The organism is Streptomyces sp. NBC_00016 (assembly GCF_045040885.1).
Lineage (GTDB): Bacteria > Actinomycetota > Actinomycetes > Streptomycetales > Streptomycetaceae > Streptomyces > Streptomyces coriariae.
On record NZ_CP108304.1, the window covers coordinates 6,977,515 to 6,999,464 of the forward strand.

A 21,950-nucleotide genomic window follows, 5' to 3' on the forward strand; every position below is an offset into this window, starting at 1 on the left:
CGACCGGCGGCGGCCACGAGCTCGGGGTCACGCCGCCGGCCCGGCACCGGCAGTGGCGGCCGGGACCCGAGCGCGCCTGCCGCTTGGCGTCGGCCACAAGCTCGGGTCGACGCCGTCCGCCCGCCCGGCGGCGGCCGGAACCCGGGCGGACGGCGTGACGGCCGTTCGCCCGCCCGGCAGCGGCGGTCGGAACCCGGGCTGACGATCGCCCGCCCCGCGCCGCCTCGCCCCGCCCCGCCCCGCCCCGCGCCGCGCCGCCCCGCCCCGCCCCGCCCTGCCTCGCCTCGCCTCGCCTCGCCTCGCCTCGCCTCGCCTCGCCTCGCCCCGCGCCGCGTACGTCAGGACGGTCGGCCGGTGTCACACCTGATGCGGGCGGCGATCGCTCGCGCGCAGTCCAGGGACTCGGTGTGGGTGGTGTCCACCTCCAGGTCGTAATCGACGCCCTGGTGGACCAGGTCCGCCTGGGAGGCGGCCATGCCCGGGACCCGGTCCCCGCGGGCGAGTTCGCGGCCCGCGGCGACCGCGCTCTCGCATCTGACGCCCACCCAGAGCACGTCCAGTCCGGCGAGGGCCCGCCGCCACTCCTGCCGGGACGCGGCTCCGCCGAGGAAGACGTCGTCGATGACGACCCGGGCGCCCGCGCGGACGGTCGCGGCGACCCCCTCCCGCCACGCCGTCTGGAGCGTCCGGAACTCCGGCCCGACACTCACCCCGCCGTCCGCGGTGAACGCGATGCCCGCGGCCGAGGTCCGCAGGGACGCGGGCATGGCTTCGAGCAGCGCGTCGACCCCGACGGCGAGCCACGGATCCGGCAGGACCGCCTGGAGACACCGGACGATCCCGGACTTGCCCGAGCTGGAGCCGCCGTTCAGCACGATCACCTGAGTTGTCACCGCGCCACAGTAGGGGCGCCGCGCACCTGGGCCGAAACGTATTTCGGAGCGCGGGGAGGGGCGGCCGTCAGACCGACTCGCGCCAGCCGTTCGTGATCGGCAGACGGCGGTCCTTGCCGAAGCCCTTCGCCGAGATCTTCGTGCCCGGCGGGTACTGGCGCCGCTTGTACTCGGCGGTGTCCACCATGCGGAGGGTCTTGACGACCAGCTCACGGTCGTAGCCCGCCGCGACGATCGCGTCCGCGCCCTGGTCCCGGTCGACGTACAGCTCGAGGATCGCGTCCAGGACGGGGTAGTCCGGGAGCGAGTCGGTGTCGACCTGGCCGGGGCGCAGCTCCGCGCTCGGCGGCTTGGAGATCGAGTTCTCGGGGATCGGCGGGGTCTGGCCCCGCTCCGCCGCGGCGCGGTTGCGCCACTCCGCGAGCCGGAAGATCCACGTCTTGTAGACGTCCTTGATGGGGCCGTACGCGCCGACCGAGTCGCCGTACAGGGTCGAGTAGCCGACCGCCAGCTCCGACTTGTTGCCGGGGGCGAGGACGATGTGGCCCTCCTGGTTGGAGACGGCCATCAACAGGGTTCCGCGCAGCCGCGACTGGAGGTTCTCCTCCGCCAGGCCCGTCAGGCCGAGCGAGCCCATGTACGCGTCGAACATCGGCTCGATCGGGACCGTGCGGAAGTTCAGGCCGGTCCGGCGCGCCAGCTCCGCCGCGTCGCCCTTCGAGTGCTCGGAGGAGTACTTCGACGGCATCGACACGCCGTACACGTTCTGTGCGCCCACCGCGTCGCACGCGATCGCCGCGACGAGCGCCGAGTCGATACCGCCGGACAGACCGATGAGCACCGACCGGAAGCCGTTCTTCGCGACGTACGCCCGCAGGCCCACGACCAGCGCCGAGTAGATCTCCTCGGCGTCGTCCAGCCGCTCCGCGTACCCGCCGCTCAGCTCGGGCTCGTACGCCGGGACGGGGTCCTGCGACACCACGACGCGGTCGATGCGCAGACCGTCGTCCACGACACCCGTCGGAGCGTCGGCGGAGGCCGCGGGCAGGTCGAGGTCCAGGACCACGCACCCTTCGGAGAACTGCGGCGCCCGCGCCACGACCTCGCCGTCGCGGTCGACGACGATCGAGTCGCCGTCGAAGACCAGTTCGTCCTGGCCGCCGATCATCGCGAGGTAGGCGGTGGTGCAGCCGGCCTCCTGGGCCCGCTTGCGGACCAGCTCCAGACGGGTGTCGTCCTTGTCGCGCTCGTAGGGGGAGGCGTTGATGGACAGCAGCAGACCGGCCTCGGCGGAGCGCGCCGCGGGGACCCGGCCGCCGTCCTGCCAGAGGTCCTCGCAGATCGCGAGGGCCACGTCGACGCCACGCACCCGCAGCACCGGCATGGTGTCGCCCGGCACGAAGTAGCGGAACTCGTCGAAGACGCCGTAGTTCGGGAGGTGGTGCTTGGCGAAGGTCAGGATCACCTCGCCGTTGTGCAGCACCGCGGCCGCGTTGCGCGGCGAGCCGGCCGGGCGGCCGAACTTCGGCCGGCCGCCCTCGGACCGGTCGAGGTAGCCGACGACCACCGGCAGTTCGCCGAAGCCCTCGTCGGCGAGGCGGACGGCGAGTTCGCGCAGGGCCGTGCGGGAGGCCTCGACGAACGAGGAGCGCAGGGCGAGGTCCTCGACGGGGTACCCGGTGAGCGCCATCTCCGGGAACGCCACGAGATGCGCTCCCTGCTCGGCGGAGTGCCGGGTCCAGCGGAGGATCGTTTCGGTGTTGCCGACGAGGTCGCCGACGCGCGAGTCGATCTGGTTCAGAGCGAGACGAAGTTGAGGCACGCGCATCAGTGTAATCGTCAATGCGACGCGATGGGGGGCGCGGGGTGTCGGATACCCCACGCCCCCCACGCCCCCTCCGCGTCCGGCGGGCGCACGGCACGCGGACGACCTGCTCAGCGTCGGCGGTACGACTCCACGTAACCGTTTGCGGGCGTACCCACGCCGGTGACGTCGTCGTAGCCCTTCACGGCGGACAGCGAGCTGTCCTTGCCGAGGCTGCGGACGGAGGTCAGCAGCCCGTCCGTCGCGTCGTAGCTGTTGGCGAAGTCGACGCGCGCGACCGCGAGCCCGGACCCGGTCGGGTTGTCCGTGACGTCGTGGTAGACCCGCGAGCCGTACTTGGAGTAGATCGTCGGGTTGGCGAAGCCGATCGCCTTGCCGCCGCGCGCCTCCTGGCCCAGGGCCTGCACGGCCGCGATGACCGGCGCGGCCAGCGAGGTGCCGCCGATGCGGTACTCGCTGTACTGCTCGGTCCCGTCCGGGAAGGTCTGGGTCTGGCCCACCCTGAAGCCGGTGTTCGGGTCGGCGATCGCCGAGATGTCCGGGACGACGCGGTTGCCGGCGGCGCTGTTGGCCGTGGCGAGCGCCTTCGGGACGACACCCTTCTGGTAGTACGGCTCGGCGACGGTCTTGCTCGTGCCGCCGCCCGCACCCGAGGTGTACGCGCCCGGGAAGTCCGTCCAGCTCTTGCCGTCGGCCGACAGCGAGGCCTTGTCGGTGCCCCAGCCGGTCTCCCACAGGTACTTGTCGTTCTTGCCGACCGCCAGCGAGGTACCGCCGACCGCCGTCACCCACGCGGAGTTGGCCGGGGTGTCGACCTGCTTCGTGCCGGTGTTGGCGACCTCGTCGCCGTTGTCGCCGGAGGAGAAGTAGAAACCGATTCCCTCGACCGCGCCGAACTGGAAGACCTGGTCGTAGGCGGCCGCGAGGTCCGGCGTCTGGTTGGCCTCGATGTCGCCCCACGAGTTGGAGACGATGTCGGCCAGGTGGTTGTCGACGATCTTGCTGAGCGAGTCGAGCAGATCGTCGTCGTAGCAGGACGCGGCGCCCACGTACGTGACGTTCGCGGCCGGTGCGACCGCGTGCACGGCCTCGACGTCGAGGGTCTCCTCGCCGTACCAGCCGGCCGCCCCGCACTCCTCGGTCCGGGTGTAGTCCGACGGCAGCACCTGGGTCAGCTGCCCGGTCTTCCAGCGCGCGTCGCCGTGCGCCTTCGCGTAGGTGGCCGCGTCGTAGGCGATCGTCGGCGAGGCGTACGCGTCGGTGATGGCGATGCGCACCCCCTTGCCGGTGTAGCCGCCCGCGCCGTACGCGGCCCGCAGCTGCTTGCCGGTGTACCCCTGCACGGCGTACGGGATCTTCTTGCCGTACGCCGAGGGAAGGGTGCTCGCGGTGTTGGAGCCGTAGTACGAGGAGAACGGCCCGGAGTTCTTGAACACCGCGTCCGGCGGCGGGAGCTGGTCCTTGGACGCGGCCTTGTGCGGTGCGTTGTCCAGGCCGGTGACGGTCAGGACGGCGCCGTCCAGGCTCGCGGGAGCCGAGGCCGACTTCGACGGCGCGCGGTAAGTCCGGCTGCCCTTGGTGTAGTTGTGCAGCTGGGTGCCGAACGCCTTCTCGACGGCTGCCACCTCACCGCTGACCGAGACATAGTGCCGGGTCGTGCCGGTGATCTTCAGACCGGCCGCCGTCAGCCACGACCTGACCGCGGCCACCTGGGCCTCGGTCGCGCCGAAGCGGGCCTGGGACTGCTCGGCGGAGAGGTACTTGCCGTAGGCGGGCGAGGCGGGGTCGGACACGGCCTTCGCGTACGCGGCGAGGCCGGCGGCGTCCCGTCCCGCGAGGTAGACGCGGGCGGAGACCTGGGCGCTGTCCGAGGTCGAGCCCTTGTCCGCCTTCGCCGTGGCCCACGCGGGCTTGGTCCCGGCCAGCGTGTCACGGGTCGGGCCGTCCGCGGCGTGCGCGGCGGGTATGCCGAGCGCCAGCGCGCCGGCGATCATGGGCAGTGTCGCTGCCATGCTCGCTCCGGCGCGCAGCGCGGCGCGGTTGGATCTCATAGGACCCCCTGTATGTGGTTCGACGCGAGTGGATCACTCGGCGTGCTGGCCACTCTTGCGATGAACCGTTCATGCCAGGGGAATGCGAACACCAAGAAGCGCCCAAGTGACCGCTTGCTGGGCTGATTTGACGGATACGTCCGTGAAATCGAGGGAAAACCCTATGGGTTGGTCCCCCGTGAGTCGGCCGAGTCAGTCCTACGGCTTGGCTCCCCGGGCCTTCAGCAGGTCAGTCATCAGGCCGATCTCCGACTGCTGCGCCTCGACCATGCCCCGCGCGAGCCGCTTCTCCACACCGACCGTGCACTTGTCCACACAGCCCTCGGCCATGTGGATACCGCCCTCGTGGTGCGCGGTCATCAGCTGCAGGAAGAGCACCTCGGCAGCCTTGCCGTTCAGCGTCCCGAGCTTTTGCAGCTCGGTGTTGGTCGCCATGCCCGGCATCAGCGCGCCGTCCTCGCCGTCGGCCATGTCGCCCATGCCCATCCAGCTCATCGGCGCCTTCGACGACACCTTCGGCAGCCCCCACAGATCGAGCCAGCCCAGCAGCATGCCGCGCTGGTTGGCCTGCGTCTGCGCGATGTCGTAGGCGAGCCGCCGGACGTCCTCGTCGGTCGTCCGGTCCCGCACGATGTACGACATCTCGACGGCCTGCTGGTGGTGCACCGCCATGTCCCGGGCGAACCCGGCGTCGGCGGAGTCGGCGGTGGGCGGTGCGGTGTCCGCCGAGCCGTCCTCGGCGACGGAGTAGGTGATGGCCCCCGCGGCGACGAGCACTCCGGCCACGGCCACCGCCACTCCCGCGTACCTCACTTCGACAGACCACCCGTGCAGGCGGCGCCCGGCTCGGGCGTCTGCTCGCCCTGCACGAACTTCTCGAGGAACGTGTCCACGTTCGCGTCGCTCGCGCTCGTCACCGTGCGCTGGTGCCCCCACGCGGTGAGCATGATCGGGTCGGCCTGGGCGTCGTCCGGGCTCATGAGCGTGTAGGGCGTCTTCTTGACCTTGGCGGCGAGGGCGTCGACGTCGGCCTTGCTCGCCTTGCTGTTGTACGTCACCCAGACCGCGCCGTGCTCGAGCGAGTGCACGGCGTTCATGTTGTCGAGGGCCTTGGTGTAGACGTCCCCGTTGCAGTTCATCCAGACCTGGTTGTGGTCCCCGCCGACGGGGGGCTCGGTCGGGTACTTCACGGTCTTGGTGACGTGGGTACGCCCGAGCGTGCCCTTCCACGTCTTGACCCCGTCCGCACCGGTGACGAAGTGCCCCGAGGCCGCCTTGCCGTCGGCGGCGGTGTCCTTGTCGTCGCCGGACTGCGACTTCACGACGAACACACCACCGGCGACCAGCGCGACCACGGCGACGACACTGCCGCCGATCACGAGAAACCGGTTACGCCGCTCACGGACCTGCTCGGCCCGCCGCATCTCCTCTATGCGCGCCTTGCGCGCCGCGCTGCCGGTTTTGTTGGCGGAACCCATGTGGCCTGTCCTTCTGGGGAAAAGGGGCGGGACGGTCGGGGTGTGCGAGTCCGCTGATCGTAATGGGGAGACGGGGAAAGTCGTAGACGGGTCACAGCCAAGAGAGGGGCGAGGGGGAGTGCGGGCGAATAATTTGAATCGGAGATGCGCATTATCTACGCTTCCTCCCATGCGGCTGTTGCGATCCACCGACCTGGCACTGCGCGTCCTCATGCGACTCGCGGTGGCGGGCGACACTCCGGAGGCGACCCCCACGACCCGTGACGTGGCGGCCGCCATGGAGGTCCCCTACACCCACGCGGCCAAGGTGGTCGCCGAGCTCCAGCACATGGGCCTGCTGGAGGCCCGGCGGGGTAGGGGCGGCGGCCTGGCCCTCACCGACCTGGGCCGCGCCACCTCCGTCGGCACGGTGGTCCGCGCCTTCGAGGGGGACGGCGACGTCGTCGACTGCGAGGGCGCCACCCCCTGCCCCCTGGCCTCGGCCTGCCGGCTGCGCGGCGCCCTGCGCCGGGCTCAGGAGGCGTTCTTCGCGTCCCTGGACCCGATCACGGTCGCCGACATCGTGGCGGAACCGACGGGCCCGCTGCTGCTGGGGATCTCGCGGCTCGCCTGATTCACGGGCGTCGCGCGGGCCGGCGCCGTGGGTCGGCGATGGTGCCGGGGCGCCGCGCACGTCGGAGCGGATCGCTGTCGCAGAGGCCCTGGCGTCGGCCCGTGACCGGAGGCGGATCCGTGTTCCCACCCCACGTCAGCCGCGGTTTCCGGGTCCCGCCTGCCCCATCCTTCACGCTTCCCCCCTGCCAATGCGGTTGTCGCCACATCGCCGGGCCGGATTGGATGGCCCGATGGAACGCATCGAAGCAGAGCTGTTCACCGCCGGCGGCAACAACGCCGTAGTCCGCCTGCCCGGCCGACGCTTCCCCGGGGTTCTGGTGCAGGGCGACTCCCTGTACATCCTCCGCACCGACATGGCGGAGCTGGTGGAGGCGTGCGACCGCGGTGACCTGGGCGACGCCCGCGACGCCGCCGGGCTTCTCCTGGCCGGCCTCGACGCCCTGCTGGAGCGCTACGGCGCCGCGTTGGACGAGCACGAGATACCGCGGCCGTACTGAGCCGGGCCGGCCGCCCGTGCCGTTCCCCTGGCCGTTCCCCGCCCGACGACTCCCCTGGCCGTTCCCCGCCCGACGACGCGATCCCGGGCTCGCCGCGGTCCGGGAGCAGCCGGGCCGCGGCGAGGGTGGGACGAGGGTGGAGCGGGGTGCGGGGCAGGGCGTAGGACGGGTCGTCCGGGCGGGCTCAGGTCCCGGAGATGGTGATGGCCAGGTCCGTGATGTTCAGGGGGAACTGGCCGATGGCCGTCGTGTCGCCGGTGAGGACGTCGACGCCGTACAGCGAGGGCGTGCTCGCGCCGTACGGCGTGAGCGTGGCGAAGGCCGCGTACGAGGTGGTCTTGCCGTTGGTCAGGTAGCTGAAGATGTCCAGGCCCGCGTTGAGACCGGCGTCGAAGCCGAGCAGACCGGTCGTGACGAGGTTGCCCTCGTTGGGCGGAGACTGGATGACGACCTGGTCGTTGAGCGTGTCGACGTCGATCAAGGTCGTCCCCGTGGACCCGACCAGGTCGTTGTTGGTGTACCCGGCGGCGGTCACGCCCTGCACCGCCGTGGTGGCCGGCGGGATGTTCAGTGCGGTGTCGGCGGCCGTGGTGTGGTCATTGAGGTTGTGCCGCAGGTTCTGGCCGTAGTCGCTGATCACCCGGAGCCGGTCGGCCGCCGGGTTGAAGTCGATGTCGAAGGTCGTGCCGTAGAGCGCGACCTGGAGCTGCGAGACCTTGGTGACGACGACGTCGGCGGTGGCCGGCGGGGTCTTGATCGTGTAGATGCCGCCCTTGTCGCCGAGGCCGTACAGGAGGCCGTTCTGCACCCGGTGGTCGATCCCGAGCAGTTTGGTGTCGCCGCTGAGGCCGGTGACGAGCCGGACCCAGTCGAGCACCTGCGGCTTGTCGGTGGTGAACGTGGCCATCAGCGTGCCGTCCCCGGTGATCCCGAAGGCCCGCAGGCTGGGGACGGCGGAGGCGGCGGAGCCGGAGCCGGGTGCGCCGACCATGAGGGCGGTCGCCGCGGAAATCATGGCGACGGTCGCCGCCAATCTCTTTCTGGTCCCTGTTCTCACTGTTGTCTTCCTCCCGTTCGAAAGAACGTCATTTCCTCGCACCGCACCGCAGTGGAATGGCAGCGAAAGGGCAGCGCTTCAGGCGTCCTGGACGTCGCTGAACAGCGAGGGAATGCGTTGACCGCGTTGGATGCGTCGGTTGCGCCGGTTGCGCCGGTTGTGTCGACCGACGTGTCGAGCCGTTCGCCGCACCGAAGTGATCCCCCGTGGGCGGCTGCGCGGTTCCCATTAAGCCCAGGCCGCGGCGGCCTCACAAGCGGATCCGGCGACAAGTACGCCCTGATCGAGGAACTTTGCGCGGGATGACAAACGCGACGTCGGCACATCCTTCATCAATTCACCCGGATTGATAAACCCCCGTCCGGATTTCGTCTGTCGACGCTCACGACCGCGATGGCATGCTCACGCTCATGGGGAGTCTCTTCGGTGAGCTGGCCCGGCAGGCGACGGCCAACGCGCGCCGCGAGGTGGAGACTTATGTGCGCGAGATTCCGGAGCTCGGATCCCTCGACGTGAACTCCCGGGCCAGGGCGGAGACGCTGGAGTACGCGGTGTGGTTCAGGCATCGCACGGTGGAACTCGCGCCGGAGAACGGCGGGTTGACCGAGGACGACCTCGGCTACATCACGTCGATGGGTGCGGCACGGGCCGGGTCGGGGATGTCGCTGGAGTCGCGGCAGCGGGTGCTGCGCGTGCACACCGCGCTCATGCTGCGCGAGATCAACGAGGCGACGGAAGCCCAGCGCGGCGGCCATGTCGAGGAACTCATGCGGATCATGAGCTGGTTCGCCCCCCAGGGCGAGCGCGGCATCGGCGCCTACCGCGAGGGCTTCGTGACGGTGATGCGGCACCAGGTGCCCTACGTCGAACAAGTCGCCCTGCTGGCACGGTCGTTGCTGGCCGCGGACCCCGCCGCGGAGGAGCTCGCCCTGGTCGCGGGCATGGAACTGGCCGACCACTACGCGGTGACGGTGATCCGGGTGCCGGACCGCCCGGCCGGCGATCGCGACCTGGAGAACGAGATCGAGGCGCTGGTGAAGACGCACGGGGTGCCGGCCACCTGGTGCCCGGAGCGCGGCGGCGGAGGCGGCGGGCGCGGGGGCGGTGAACTGATCGTTTTGGTTCCCCGGGCCGCCGGGCCCGCCCGGCGGCACGCCGCGCCCGACCTCGTGCCGGATCCCGTACCGGACCTTGTCCCGGACCTCGTCCCGAATGTCGTCCCGAATGTCGTTCCGGACCTCGTTCCGGACCTCGTCCCGGATCTCTTGCGGGACCTCCTGCAGGACTTCGCCCAGGCTCTCGGTCGCCCCTGCGCCGCCGGTACCGCCTGCGCGGCGCGGTCCGAGCTGGCCGGTGCCCTCGACCGGGCCCGGCGGATCAGCAGGGCGGCTCCGCTGCGGCGGGCGTCGACGCGACTGCGGCCGCACACCCTCGCGGACGTCTTCGTCGAACTCACGGTCGCGGACGTGCCGTTCGTCGACGAATGGCTCCGAACGGTGGCCCGGAGCCTGCGACCGGGCCCGGACCTGCTCGTCACCCTCGACGCCTACTACCGCCACGACATGAACCGCGGCTCCGCGGCGACGGCCCTCAACGTCCACCCGCGCACCCTGGACTACCGCCTTCGCCGGGTGCGGGAACTCACCGGCATCGACCCGGGATCGACGCACGGCGTGCGCATCCTCAGTTCGGCCGTCACGCGGAGCCTGTCGCGGGCGTGGAGCTGAGCCGAGCCGGGAGGGTGCGGCGAGGGCGGGTCCGGGTGTCGTGCGGGCCCCTTCTCAGGCCCGAGCCAGCCACAGGTCCGGGCCGAACACCTCGTAGTGCACGTCCGCCGGGGCGACCCCCTTCTCGATCAGCTGCGCCCGCACCGCCCGCATGAACGGCAGCGGACCGCACAGGTACGCGCGCGTGCCCGGCGCGACGGAGACGTCCGTGAGGTCGGCCAGACCGGTCCGGGCGTGGGCCGGCGCCTCCCGCTCGTACCAGAGGTGCACGGACGCGTCCGGCAGCTTCGCCGCGTACGTCTCGTGGTCCGTGCGCAGGGCGTGGTCCGCGGGGGAGCGGTCGGCGTGGACGACCGTGACCGGCGCGTCGTGGCCGGTGGCGGCGAGGTGGGCCAGCATCGCCACGATCGGGGTGACGCCGATGCCGGCCGAGGCGAGGAGCAGGGGGGTGCCCGCGGCGTCGGCGAGGACGAGATCGCCGTACGGCTCGGAGAGCTCCAGCACGCTGCCCTCACGCACGCGCGCGTGGAGGTGGTTCGAGACCTCGCCCTCCGGTGTCGTCGCCCCGCCGGGCACCCGCTTGACGCTGATCCGGCGCACGTCGGCCCCCGGTGCGCCGGAGAGGCTGTACTGCCGTATCTGGCGTGCTCCGTCGGGCAGTTGCGTGCGGACGGACACGTACTGGCCGGCACGGAAGTCCCGTACGGGTGCGCCGTCGACCGGGCGCAGGCCGAAGGTGACGACGTCCTCGGTCTCCCGGACGCGTTCCACGACCTCCCACTCGCGCCAGGCGTCGCTCCCGCTCTCCTCGTACAGGCGGCGCTCGATCGCGATCAGCGCGTTCGCCATCAGCCAGTAGACCTCGTCCCAGGCCGCGGCGACCTCGGGGGTGACCGCCTCGCCCAGGACGTCGGCGATGGCGGCGAACAGGTGCTCGTGGACGACCTCGTACTGCTCGGGCGCGATGCCGAGGGAGGCGTGCTTGTGGGCGATACGGGTGAGCATCGCGTCGGGGCGGTCCTGCGGGCGGTCCTGCGCGGGCTGGACGAGACGCGTGGCGAAGGCGGCTATCGATCCGGCCAGAGCCTGGCGCTGGGTGCCCGCCGCCTGGTTGCCGCGGTTGAACAGGTCCCGGAGGAGTTCCGGATGCGCCGCGAAGAGGCCGGCGTAGAAGCGCTCGGTGATCTCACCGATGGCCGCGCCCACGGCGGGGAGGGTGGCGCGGACGGTGGCAGCGGACTGTTCGGACAGCATCGGGGCTCCTCAAAGCTCACTCGGTGTTCTGCTGTCCGGCACGCTAGTTAAACTTGCATCTGAGATGCAAATTAAATGGGCGTGGCGGGACGGAGGGGGTGGGGCATTACGGATGTCGGTGCGAGCAGGCAAGATGGGCAGCAGAGCAGTACGCCCGCCGGACGCGAGGCGGTACATCTGCCGGACGTGCGGCGTTCAGGCCCGGGTCGCTGAGGCGATCATGGTCGGCAACGCGCATGAAATGGTGTTGTGGTGTGATGCTCGGGTGCCCGACCGCCTCTCCGTGGGACGGGAAACAGGCGGCCTGACCAGCAAGGATGGGGAAGCGCAAGATGGACAAGCAGCAGGAGTTCGTGCTCCGGACGTTGGAGGAGCGCGACATCCGGTTCGTACGGCTGTGGTTCACGGACGTGCTGGGCTTCCTCAAGTCCGTCGCCGTGGCCCCGGCCGAGCTCGAACAGGCCTTCGATGAAGGCATCGGCTTCGACGGCTCCGCGATCGAGGGCTTCGCCCGGGTCTACGAGTCCGACATGATCGCCAAGCCGGATCCGTCCACCTTCCAGGTGTTGCCCTGGCGCGCGGAGGCCCCCGGTACCGCCCGGATGTTCTGCGACATCCTCATGCCGGACGGCTCGCCGTCCTTCGCGGACCCGAGGTACGTGCTGAAGCGCGCCCTGGCGCGCGCCTCCGACCTGGGCTTCACCTTCTACACCCACCCGGAGATCGAGTTCTTCCTGCTGAAGAACAAGCCGACCGACGGCTCCCGCCCGACCCCGGCCGACAACTCCGGCTACTTCGACCACACCCCGCAGAACGTGGGCCAGGACTTCCGGCGCCAGGCGATCACCATGCTCGAGTCGATGGGCATCTCGGTCGAGTTCTCCCACCACGAGGGCGCCCCCGGCCAGCAGGAGATCGACCTGCGCTACGCGGACGCGCTCTCCACGGCCGACAACATCATGACCTTCCGGCTGATCATGAAGCAGGTCGCGCTGGAGCAGGGCGTGCAGGCCACCTTCATGCCGAAGCCGTTCTCGGAGTACCCGGGCAGCGGAATGCACACGCACCTCTCCCTCTTCGAGGGTGACCGCAACGCGTTCTACGAGTCGGGCGCGGAGTACCAGCTCTCCAAGGTCGGCCGGTCCTTCATCGCCGGTCTGCTGAAGCACGCCGCCGAGATCGCCGCCGTCACCAACCAGTGGGTCAACTCCTACAAGCGCATCTGGGGCGGCTCCGAGCGCACGGCCGGCGCGGGCGGCGAGGCGCCGTCGTACATCTGCTGGGGCCACAACAACCGCTCCGCGCTGGTCCGCGTGCCGATGTACAAGCCCGGCAAGACGGGCTCCGCGCGCATCGAGGTCCGCTCCCTCGACTCCGGCACCAACCCGTACCTGGCCTACGCCATGCTCCTCGCGGCCGGCCTCAAGGGCGTCGAGGAGGGCTACGAGCTTCCGCCGGGCGCCGAGGACGACGTCTGGGCCCTGTCCGACGCCGAGCGCCGCGCGATGGGCATCGAGCCCCTCCCGCAGAACCTCGGCGAGGCCCTGAGCCTGATGGAGCGCAGCGACCTCGTCGCCGAGACCCTCGGCGAGCACGTCTTCGACTTCTTCCTGCGCAACAAGCGCCAGGAGTGGGAGGAGTACCGCAGCGAGGTCACCGCCTTCGAGCTGCGGAAGAACCTGCCGGTGCTGTAAGCGCAGGTCGGGGCGGGTTTCCCGCTGTGACGACACGTGGGGCCGACGGTCATGGACCGCCGGCCCCACGGCGTCCTACCGACTCCGGGCCGACTCCGGGCCGACTCCGGGCCGGCCCCGGGGCGGCCCGCAGGTGAGGCGGCCCCGCACCGCCCGGGACTCAGTGTGCGCGAAGTGCCCGGTGGGCGCCGTACGCCTCGATGAAGGCCTGGATCGACGGCAGGTCGTTCGCGAAGGACGTCGAGCGCCACTTCGTCTTTCTGCCGTCGCGATGGGCCAGGTCGATCCATACGGCGATGCTCACCGAGGAACTGTCGGAGAAGCTCTGTCCGTTCACCCGGAGCGTGATCCCGGCCAGATCGTGGAAGTCGACGATCGTCAGCGACTTGCCTTCGTTCGCGTACTCGACGGCGCCGTCAGGGGTGATGACCAGCAGCGGGTCCGGGTCGTGCGAGGTCCCGCGCAGGAACCCGGAGAGTTTCCCGCGCCTCTTGGTGAAGACGCGCCAGTCCGCAGGTACCGGACCCTGGCGTGCCTGCCGGAGGATCGCTCGTGGATCGGTCGGCATGACCCCGCACCCCGCCGGTGCCCTACGGGGCCGACAGTTTCGCCAGGACCTGGTGGAGCGGTTCCGTCTCCCGGCGGCGGTACTCCTGGATCGCCCAGCCGTTGCCGTCGGGGTCCTTGAAGTACATGAAGGTCGCTCCGTCCTGCGGTGCGAACTGCTGGGGTTCGCTGACCTCCAGGCCGCGGGCGGTCAGTTCCTCGTACGCCGCCTTCGCGTCCGTCACGCAGAGCTGCATGCCGTGGTAGGTGCCCGGCTGCGGGGTTCCCGTCGGCACCTGGAGGCCGTCGACCAGGGCGATCGAACAGCCGGAGCCGGGTGGGGTGAGCTGGACGATGCGTACGCCCTCCATGACCTCGCCGTCGAGGTCGACGTGGAAGCCGACCTTGTCGCGGTAGAACTCCTTGGCCCGGTCCACGTCGGACACCGGCAGCAGGATCACCTCTAGGGTCATGTCCATGGCTTGACTCCCTTGTCGCGGCCGTCGCTCTGTCTGTACAGAACCGAGGTCCCGCGGCACCGAAGTCCCGCGGAACCCGAAGTACCACAGAACCGGAAACCGCGCCGGGGCGCCACCGAAAGGCCCGGGTTACGCTCAGGTGCGTACGACCTTGATCCGAGGGAGGGCCGGGGATGATGGCGCCGGGGCGCAGGAGCAGCACCTTCACACGGCTGCTGCGGCACGGCTTCACCGACCCGTCCGCCGCCGAGCGGCTCCTGGACGGGCCCGAGCTGTCGCCGGTGCGCAACGACCCCTTTCTGCTGGAGGCGCTCGGCGCCACCGCCGATCCCGATCTCGCCCTGCACGGTCTCGTCCGGCTGCTGGAGGCCCAGCCCGGCCCCACCGCCCGTCGGGAGCTGCTCGACACGCTGATAGCGGCCAAGCCGCTGCGCGACCGGCTGCTGGGCGTGCTGGGGGCGTCCGCCGCCCTCGCCGACCACCTCGCCCGGCATCCGCGGGACTGGGAGGCGCTGGTCACGTACGAGCCGCGGGACCTGCATCCCGGGGTGGAGGAGTTCGAGCAGGGCCTGGCCGAGGCCACGGACCCCGTGTCGCTGCGCGTCGCCTACCGGCGCTGCCTGCTGTCCATCGCGGCGCGGGACGTCTGCGGGACGACCGATCTCGCCGAGACCGCCGCCGAGCTCGCCGATCTCGCCACCGCCACGCTGCGGGCCGCCCTGGGACTCGCCCGGGACGCCGCGCCCGACGACGCCGCGTTGTGCCGGCTGGCCGTCATCGCGATGGGCAAGTGTGGCGGGCACGAGCTGAACTACGTGTCCGACGTCGACGTGATCTTCGTGGGGGAGGCCGTCGACGGGGCCGACGAGGGCAAGGCACTGCGGGCCGCCGCCAAACTGGCCGCGCACCTGATGCGGATCTGTTCCGAGACCACCGTCGAGGGGTCCATCTGGCCCGTCGACGCCAATCTGCGGCCCGAGGGACGCAACGGGCCGCTGGTGCGGACGCTGTCCAGCCATCTCGCCTACTACCAGCGGTGGGCCAAGACCTGGGAGTTCCAGGCCCTGCTGAAGGCGCGGCCGGTGGCCGGCGACCTGGCACTGGGGGCCGAGTACGTCGCCGCCGTGGGGCCCCTGGTGTGGCAGGCCGCAGAGCGGGAGAACTTCGTCGTCGACGTGCAGAAGATGCGGCGGCGGGTCGTCGAGAACATCCCGGTCGCCGAGGTCGAGCGTGAACTGAAGCTGGGGCCCGGAGGGCTGCGGGACGTCGAGTTCGCCGTACAGCTGTTGCAGCTGGTGCACGGGCGGGCCGACGCGTCCTTGCGGAGCGGGACCACGCTCGACGCCCTCCAGGCCCTCGCCGCGGGGGGGTACGTCGGGCGTGCCGACGCCGAGCAACTGGACGTCGCGTACCGCTTCCTGCGCTCCATGGAGCATCGGATCCAGCTCTACCGGCTGCGGCGGACCCATCTGGTCCCCGAGGCCGAGACCGACCTGCGGCGGCTGGGCCGCTCACTCGGACTGCGCACCGACCCGGTCGCCGAGCTCGGCCAGGAGTGGAAGCGGCACGCCGCCGTGGTGCGTCGGCTGCACGAGAAGCTGTTCTACCGGCCGCTGCTCGACGCCGTCGCCCAACTCGCGCCCGGTGAGACCCGGTTGAGCCCGAAGGCGGCCCGCGAGCGGCTGGTGGCGCTCGGGTACGCCGACCCCGCGTCCGCGCTGCGCCACCTGGAGGCGCTGGCCTCCGGCGTCACGCGCAAGGCGGCCATCCAACGCACCCTGCTGCCGGTTCTGCTCGGCTGGTTCGCGGACTCCGCCGACCCGGACGCGGGCCTGCTCAACTTCCGCAAGGTGTCGGACGCGCTCGGCAAGACGCCCTGGTACCTGCGGCTGCTGCGGGACGAGGGCGCCGCCGCGGAGAACCTCGCCCGGGTGCTGTCCGCCGGGCGGCTCGCCCCCGATCTGCTGATGCGGGCACCGGAGGCGGTGGCGCTGCTCGGCGACGGGGACGGTGGCGGGCTCGAGCCGCGCGGGCGGGCGCAGTTGGAGCAGGAGATACTCGCCGCGGTGCGACGGGCCGACGGCGTGGTGCAGGCGGTCACCGCGGCGCGTGGGGTCCGTCGGCGTGAGCTGTTCCGCACGTCCGCCGCCGACATCGTCGCCTCCTACGGTACGGAGGCGCAGCCGGTCGAGGCGGATCAGGGCGCCCTCGTGGACCTGGTGGGCGGGGCCGTGTCGGACATCACGGCCGCCACGCTGGCCGGCACTCTGCGCGCGGTGGTGCGGGACGGCTGGGGCGACACGCTTCCGACGTCCTTCACCGTCATCGGCATGGGCCGCTTCGGCGGTCATGAACTGGGCTACGGCTCCGACGCCGACGTCCTGTTCGTGCACGAGCCCCGGGACGGCGTCGACGAGCGCGAGGCCGCGGAGGCCGCGAACAAGGTCGTCTCCGAGATGCGCCGGCTGCTCCAGATCTCCAGTGCCGACCCGCCGCTGCTCATCGACGCCGACCTGCGTCCGGAGGGCAAGTCCGGGCCGCTCGTCCGCACATTGAAGTCGTACGAGGCCTACTACCGTCGCTGGTCGCTGGGTTGGGAGTCACAGGCCCTGCTGCGGGCCGAAGTCGTCGCCGGGGACGAGGAGTTGGGGCGAAGCTTCATCGAGCTGATCGACCCCCTGCGGTATCCGGCGGACGGGCTCGGCGAAGAGGCCGTCCGGGAGATCCGGCGGCTGAAGGCCCGCATGGAGTCGGAGCGGATGCCCCGGGGCGCCGATCCGAAGCTGCACACCAAGCTGGGCCCCGGCGGCCTGTCCGACGTCGAGTGGACCGTGCAGTTGGCCCAGATGCGGCACGGTGCGACGCATCCGGGGCTGCGCACCACCCGCACCCGTGCGGCCCTCGCCGCCGCGCGCGACGCAGGCATCGTCCCGGACGAGGACGCGGCGACGCTGGACGAGGCGTGGGTACTGGCGACCCGGGTGCGCAACGCGGTGATGCTGGTGCGCGGACGGGCGGGGGACACCTTCCCGTCCGACCCCCGGGAACTGGTCGCGGTGGGGCGGTACCTGGGGTACGGGCCCGGGCGGGTGGGCGACATGCTCGACGACTACCGGCGCACCGCGCGGCGGGCCCGGGGCGTGGTGGACGAGCTGTTCTACGGCGGCTAGGGCGCTTCTTTCGGATCGGGTCGGATCAGGCCGTGGACCCGGGCTGATCCAAAGGAAGCGCCCTAGGGCCGCTGGACGACGGGCCGGGTCACGCCGTCGCGCCGCGCGTCCGCAGGCCCGCGCGTACGCGACGCCGTGTTCCGCCGGGTCAGCCCCACGCCCACCAGCACCACCGCCATGCCCGCGAGAACGCGTACGCCGATCTGCTCGTCCAGGACCGCGGCGCCGAGCGCGACCGACACGACCGGGAGCAGGTAGCCGACCGTCGCCGCCGTGGTGGGGCCCTCGTCCGCTATCAGGCGGTAGTTGAGGTAGAAGGTCACGCCCGTGCCGAGGACGCCCAGCGCGGTGACGGCGAGCAGGGCGGTGGCGTCCGGACGGAAGGGGCCGGCCGCGGGGAGGGCCAGGGTGCTCCAGGCCGTGGCGGTGAGGAGCTGGGCCGCCGACATGGCCATCGGGTTCTTCGAGGCCGTCAGGTGTCGGGCCATGTAGGCGAAGGCCACCGCGTAGCTCGCCGCCGCGGCCAGCAGGTACAGGGCGGGCAGGCTGAGCAGGCCCTCGTGGTGCCAGGGGGCGAAGATCAGGACGGTCCCGGCGAAGCCCAGGACCAGACCGGCCAGCCGCACGGGACGCAGCGCCCGGTCCGTGCCCAGGCCGATCCCGATGAGGAGCGACCAGAGCGGGGTCGTGGCGTTGAGGACGCCCGCGATGCCCGAGTCGAGGTGCTGCTCGCCCAGGGCGAAGAGGGCGAAGGGAAGCGCGTTGCAGAACAGGGCGGCCACGGCGAGATGGCCCCAGGTGGTCCGGGACCGGGGGAGGCGCTGGCCTGCCCGGCGGGCCAGGAACAGCAGGACGGCCGTGCCCAGGACGCACCGGGCGACGGTGATCTGGGCGGGGGTCAGGCCGTGGGTCAGGGCCAGCTTGATCCAGAGGAAGCCGGAGCCCCAGAAGAGGGCGAGCGCGGCCATGCGGAGCGTGGAGGCGAGGGGCATGTCCCTACGGTCGTCCGCCTGATCTGTGAGGACAAGTGAAATGTTCTGGATGGTTCGTTAAGCTGGACTGCATGCTTGATGTGCGGCGGATGCAGGTGTTGCGGGCGGTCGTCGGAAACGGGTCCGTGACGGGGGCCGCGGCCGTGCTGGGGTACACGCCGTCCGCCGTCAGTCAGCAGATCGCCGCCCTGGAGAAGGAGGCGGGGGCCGCGTTGCTGGAGCGGGTCGGGCGGGGCGTACGGCCCACGGCTGCCGGACTGCTGCTCACCGAGCACGCGGAGGCCATCGGGCGGCAGGTGGCCGAGGCCGAGGCGGCGCTCGCCGACCTGCTGGCCGGGCGGACCGGGCGGTTGGGGGTGCGGTACTTCGCCACCGCGGGGGCCGGGCTGGTGGCGCCGGCCGTGGCGCGACTGCGGGAGGCGCATCCCGGCGTCCGGATCGAGCTCAAGCTGACGGTCGATCCCGAGGACCCGGTGGCGGAGGTGCGCGAAGGGCGGGCCGATCTGGCGTTGCTGGTCAGCAGGGAGGGGCGGCAGGACAGTGGCGTACGGCTGCTGCATCTGCTCGACGATCCCTATCTCGCCGTCCTGCCGCGCGGGCACCGGCTCGCCGGGCGGCGGAGTGTGCGGCTGGCGGAGCTGGCCGAGGAGGCGTTCGTGGGCAGCGAGTGGCCGGGGCCCTGTCTCGACGCCCAGCTGGACGCGTGTGCGGTGGTCGGGTTCCGGCCCCGGTTCATGGTGCAGAGCGAGGACTACGTGACCGCCCAGGGGTTCGTCGCCGCCGGTCTGGGCGTGAGCCTGGTGCCCCGGCTGGGGCTCGGCAGCCGGCATCCGGGGGTCGTCGTGCGGGAGGTGCGTGACCCGGTGCCGGTACGGGCCATCCAGGCGGTGGTCCGCGAGACGGCGCCGGCGCAACCCGCGCTGGACGCGTTCATCGACGCGCTGAAGGGGGCCGCGGGAGCGCCGTGAGGGGCCGTGCGATGCCGGCCGGGCATGGCGGCGTCGATCGGGCCGCGCGGCCCCCATCCACCCGCGCGGCCCCCATCCGTCCGCGCGGCCCCCATCCGTCCGCGCGGCACCCGTCGGTCGACGCGGCACCCGTCCATCCGGCCCATCGCCCCGTACGACGTGCGGGGCGTGCTGGCCGACGCCCGTGCGCCCCGGGGCGCGGCCTCGGCGCGGGCGGGACTCACCGGGCTGGAGGCGCTGGAGGGCTGCACCACGCATGCCGCCAGGGCCGCGGGGGAGAGCGGATCGGCCGGCCGGATCGCCGTCGGGTTCCGGGCCGACCTCACCGCGCTCGGTCTCGACCCGGTCGCCGCTCCGGCGGACGAGACGGCCGAGGCGCCGGTGCGGCTCACGGTGACCGGGGGACACGTGGTGCACAGGGGAGAGCGCTGAGCCGCAAGCCGCAAGCCGCAGCCGCAAGCCGCGGCGCCGAGCGGCGGACCGTGCTGCCGGATGTCAGGCCTTCGTGGGGAGCAGGGGCCTGCCCTGCCCCTTCGGCGGCACCCTTCTCGGCAGGGCGTACGGCAGGGTCCCGTACCAGACGCGGGCCACCGCGAAGCCGAAGGCCAGGCAGAGGACGCCCCCCACGGCGTCCAGCCAGAAGTGGTTGGCCGTCGCGACGATCACCACCAGCGTCGCCGTCGGGTACAGCAGGCCGAGGATGCGCACCCAGGGCAGCCTGGCCAGCGCGAACACGGTTAGACCGCACCACAGGGACCAGCCGATGTGCATGGACGGCATCGCCGCGTACTGGTTCGACATGTGCTTGAGGTCGCCGGAGGCCATCGAACCCCAGGTCTGGTGGACCATCACCGTGTCGACGAAGTCGGCGCCCGGCATCAGCCGCGGGGGCGCCAGCGGATACAGGTAGTAGCCGACCAGGGCCACGGCGGTGGTGGCGAAGAGCACCAGGCGCGTCGCCGCGTAGCGCCCCGGGTGGCTGCGGTAGAGCCAGACCAGGACGGTCAGCGTGACGACGAAGTGCAGGGTCGCGTAGTAGTAGTTCATGCCCACGATGAGCCAGGTCACCGAGTTCACGGTGTGGTTGACCGACTCCTCCACGGCGATGCCGAGGCTGTGCTCCACGCGCCAGATCCAGTCCGTGTTGCGCAGCGCCTCGGAGCGTTGTTCCGGGACCGCGTTGCGCACCAGTGAGTACGTCCAGTAGCTCACGCCGATGAGGAGGATCTCGAACCAGAGGCGGGGGCGACGGGGGCTGCGCAGCCGGTGCAGGCGGCGCTGCCGGGGCGCGGTCGTGACCGGTTCTGGAAGGGCCTGGTCACGGCCTTCCAATGGCGTCACAGTCGGTTCACCCATGGACACAAAGTCTGCCAGAAAAGACCTCTTCGCCCGATCATCCCTCGGTCGGGTTCGGCCCGCACTTTCTACGACGGCCGGACCGCTCCGCCTACTGCCGGCGTACCGGGGAGAAGTCGGACGTCTCCGACCTACGGACGATTGCGGTCCCCGGGCGCCGAAGCGGTCGAACCGCGCACCACCAGCTCCGGCATGAACACGAACTCGCTGTGCGGCGCCGGTGTCCCGCCGATCTCCTCGAGGAGCGTGCGGACGGCGGCCTGGCCCATCGCGGGGACCGGCTTGCGGACGGTCGTCAGGGGCGGGTCGGTGAAGGCGATCAGCGGGGAGTCGTCGAAGCCGACCACCGAGATGTCCTGGGGCACCGCGAGACCGCGCTGCCTGGCCGCGCGTATCGCGCCCAGCGCCATCATGTCGCTGGCGCAGACGATCGCCGTACAGCCCCGGTCGATCAGGGCCGTGGTCGCCGCCTGGCCGCCTTCGAGGGTGTAGAGGGAGTGCTGGACCAGGTCGGTCTCGATCGTCTCGGGGTTGAGGCCCAGCTGTTCCTGGACCGCCCTGACGAAGCCCTCGATCTTGCGCTGGACCGGCACGAACCGCTTGGGGCCGAGCGCCAGTCCCACCCGGGTGTGACCGAGCGAGACGAGGTGGGTGACCGCCAGGGTCATCGCCGCCCGGTCGTCGGGGGAGATGAACGGTGCCTGGACCTTCGGGGAGAAGCCGTCCACCAGTACGAAGGGGACGCCCTGCGCCCGCAGCTGCTCGTAGCGCTGCATGTCGGCCGTGGTGTCGGCGTGCAGGCCCGAGACGTAGATGATGCCGGCGACCCCGCGGTCGACCAGCATCTCGGTCAGTTCGTCCTCCGTGGAGCCGCCCGGTGTCTGGGTGGCGAGGACCGGGGTGTAGCCCTGGCGGGTCAGCGCCTGGCCGATGACCTGGGCCAGGGCCGGGAATATCGGGTTCTCCAGCTCCGGCGTGATCAGGCCGACCAGCCCCGCGCTGCGCTGGCGCAGCCGGACAGGGCGCTCGTAGCCCAGGACGTCCAGAGCGGCGAGCACGGACTGGCGGGTGGTGGCGGCGACACCGGGCTTGCCGTTGAGAACGCGGCTGACGGTCGCTTCGCTCACCCCCGCCTGCGCAGCGATGTCGGCAAGCCGTGTGGTCACAGGGGTGGACTGTACCGGTCGGGTGCTGACTTGCACACCGATCGGACGCCGTGGGCGACCTGTTGAACGGCCCGCGGGCTGCTGCGTCATCGCGCTCCCTCATGAAAGTGATGGCAAGAGCTTGCAGAGTCTTGCACAGCGGCTCCGTGCCCCGCTGCGAGGCCCCTCAACCGCGACAACTA

Annotated in this window: 18 protein-coding genes and 1 pseudogene; 7 read left to right on the forward strand and 12 right to left on the reverse strand. The window is 71.5% G+C overall.

Annotation, left to right across the window (positions count from 1 at the left end):
• Nucleotides 1–338: 338 nt before the first annotated feature.
• The 5 genes from cpt to OG933_RS30845 all read right to left on the reverse strand — a co-directional run bounded on the left by cpt (nucleotide 339) and on the right by OG933_RS30845 (nucleotide 6,247).
• Complete coding sequence (gene cpt, locus OG933_RS30825) at nucleotides 339–893, reverse strand: chloramphenicol phosphotransferase CPT (protein ID WP_405630048.1); 555 nt, start codon at nucleotides 891–893, stop codon at nucleotides 339–341.
• Between the two features lie 67 nt (nucleotides 894–960).
• Complete coding sequence (locus OG933_RS30830) at nucleotides 961–2,715, reverse strand: NAD+ synthase (RefSeq protein WP_362272291.1); 1,755 nt, start codon at nucleotides 2,713–2,715, stop codon at nucleotides 961–963.
• A gap of 113 nt (nucleotides 2,716–2,828) precedes the next feature.
• Nucleotides 2,829–4,769, reverse strand: a complete 1,941-nt coding sequence (locus OG933_RS30835) for a S53 family peptidase (RefSeq protein ID WP_362535792.1) — start codon at nucleotides 4,767–4,769, stop codon at nucleotides 2,829–2,831.
• A gap of 198 nt (nucleotides 4,770–4,967) precedes the next feature.
• Nucleotides 4,968–5,567 (reverse strand): DUF305 domain-containing protein, encoded by a 600-nt coding sequence (locus OG933_RS30840; protein WP_362535801.1) that lies wholly within the window; start codon nucleotides 5,565–5,567, stop codon nucleotides 4,968–4,970.
• An 11-nt stretch (nucleotides 5,568–5,578) separates the two neighbouring features.
• On the reverse strand, nucleotides 5,579–6,247 hold the full coding sequence (locus OG933_RS30845; RefSeq protein WP_405630052.1) for a DUF3105 domain-containing protein: 669 nt from the start codon (nucleotides 6,245–6,247) through the stop codon (nucleotides 5,579–5,581).
• Between the two features lie 169 nt (nucleotides 6,248–6,416).
• Between OG933_RS30845 and OG933_RS30850 the strand changes: the two genes are divergently transcribed.
• Together OG933_RS30850 and OG933_RS30855 are read left to right on the forward strand one after the other, a co-directional pair.
• The gene (locus OG933_RS30850) at nucleotides 6,417–6,860 is read left to right on the forward strand and encodes an RrF2 family transcriptional regulator (RefSeq protein ID WP_405630054.1); all 444 of its coding nucleotides are present in this window, start codon (nucleotides 6,417–6,419) and stop codon (nucleotides 6,858–6,860) included.
• A gap of 232 nt (nucleotides 6,861–7,092) precedes the next feature.
• The gene (locus OG933_RS30855; RefSeq protein WP_362535784.1) at nucleotides 7,093–7,359 is read left to right on the forward strand and encodes a DUF6959 family protein; all 267 of its coding nucleotides are present in this window, start codon (nucleotides 7,093–7,095) and stop codon (nucleotides 7,357–7,359) included.
• Nucleotides 7,360–7,543: 184 nt separating this feature from the next.
• Here OG933_RS30855 and OG933_RS30860 read toward each other — a convergent pair whose 3' ends face one another.
• Entirely contained in the window at nucleotides 7,544–8,374 is an 831-nt protein-coding gene (locus OG933_RS30860) for a DUF4394 domain-containing protein (protein WP_362535783.1), read from the reverse strand.
• Between the two features lie 452 nt (nucleotides 8,375–8,826).
• On the opposite strand from OG933_RS30860, the gene OG933_RS30865 reads away from it, so the two are divergent.
• A complete protein-coding gene (locus OG933_RS30865; RefSeq protein ID WP_405630055.1) occupies nucleotides 8,827–10,143 on the forward strand; it encodes a PucR family transcriptional regulator in 1,317 nt (438 codons plus the stop codon).
• 54 nt (nucleotides 10,144–10,197) lie between these two features.
• On the opposite strand, the gene OG933_RS30870 is transcribed toward OG933_RS30865, so the two are convergent.
• Nucleotides 10,198–11,397, reverse strand: a complete 1,200-nt coding sequence (locus OG933_RS30870; RefSeq protein ID WP_405630057.1) for a globin domain-containing protein — start codon at nucleotides 11,395–11,397, stop codon at nucleotides 10,198–10,200.
• A gap of 332 nt (nucleotides 11,398–11,729) precedes the next feature.
• On the opposite strand from OG933_RS30870, the gene OG933_RS30875 reads away from it, so the two are divergent.
• Nucleotides 11,730–13,091, forward strand: a complete 1,362-nt coding sequence (locus tag OG933_RS30875; protein WP_362535777.1) for a glutamine synthetase family protein — start codon at nucleotides 11,730–11,732, stop codon at nucleotides 13,089–13,091.
• Nucleotides 13,092–13,251: 160 nt separating this feature from the next.
• Here OG933_RS30875 and OG933_RS30880 read toward each other — a convergent pair whose 3' ends face one another.
• Both OG933_RS30880 and OG933_RS30885 read right to left on the reverse strand, forming a co-directional pair.
• A complete protein-coding gene (locus OG933_RS30880) occupies nucleotides 13,252–13,659 on the reverse strand; it encodes a hypothetical protein (RefSeq protein WP_405630060.1) in 408 nt (135 codons plus the stop codon).
• A 22-nt stretch (nucleotides 13,660–13,681) separates the two neighbouring features.
• On the reverse strand, nucleotides 13,682–14,116 hold the full coding sequence (locus tag OG933_RS30885) for a VOC family protein (RefSeq protein WP_020126755.1): 435 nt from the start codon (nucleotides 14,114–14,116) through the stop codon (nucleotides 13,682–13,684).
• Nucleotides 14,117–14,289: 173 nt separating this feature from the next.
• Here OG933_RS30885 and OG933_RS30890 point away from each other — a divergent pair, with 173 nt between their 5' ends.
• The gene (locus OG933_RS30890) at nucleotides 14,290–17,286 is read left to right on the forward strand and encodes a bifunctional [glutamine synthetase] adenylyltransferase/[glutamine synthetase]-adenylyl-L-tyrosine phosphorylase (RefSeq protein ID WP_405630063.1); all 2,997 of its coding nucleotides are present in this window, start codon (nucleotides 14,290–14,292) and stop codon (nucleotides 17,284–17,286) included.
• A gap of 62 nt (nucleotides 17,287–17,348) precedes the next feature.
• On the opposite strand, the gene OG933_RS30895 is transcribed toward OG933_RS30890, so the two are convergent.
• On the reverse strand, nucleotides 17,349–18,278 hold the full coding sequence (locus OG933_RS30895; RefSeq protein WP_362535770.1) for a DMT family transporter: 930 nt from the start codon (nucleotides 18,276–18,278) through the stop codon (nucleotides 17,349–17,351).
• A gap of 71 nt (nucleotides 18,279–18,349) precedes the next feature.
• Here OG933_RS30895 and OG933_RS30900 point away from each other — a divergent pair, with 71 nt between their 5' ends.
• Nucleotides 18,350–19,246, forward strand: a complete 897-nt coding sequence (locus tag OG933_RS30900; RefSeq protein ID WP_028806317.1) for a LysR family transcriptional regulator — start codon at nucleotides 18,350–18,352, stop codon at nucleotides 19,244–19,246.
• 141 nt (nucleotides 19,247–19,387) lie between these two features.
• Nucleotides 19,388–19,678: pseudogene (locus OG933_RS30905) on the forward strand (amidohydrolase family protein); the annotation flags it as partial.
• Between the two features lie 63 nt (nucleotides 19,679–19,741).
• Here the strand turns inward: OG933_RS30905 and OG933_RS30910 are convergent.
• Nucleotides 19,742–20,602 carry a phosphatase PAP2 family protein gene (locus OG933_RS30910; protein WP_362535767.1) on the reverse strand — a complete coding sequence of 287 codons (861 nt, stop codon included), beginning with the start codon at nucleotides 20,600–20,602 and terminating at the stop codon, nucleotides 19,742–19,744.
• Nucleotides 20,603–20,733: 131 nt separating this feature from the next.
• The gene (locus tag OG933_RS30915) at nucleotides 20,734–21,768 is read right to left on the reverse strand and encodes a LacI family DNA-binding transcriptional regulator (protein ID WP_020126750.1); all 1,035 of its coding nucleotides are present in this window, start codon (nucleotides 21,766–21,768) and stop codon (nucleotides 20,734–20,736) included.
• Nucleotides 21,769–21,950: the final 182 nt, after the last annotated feature.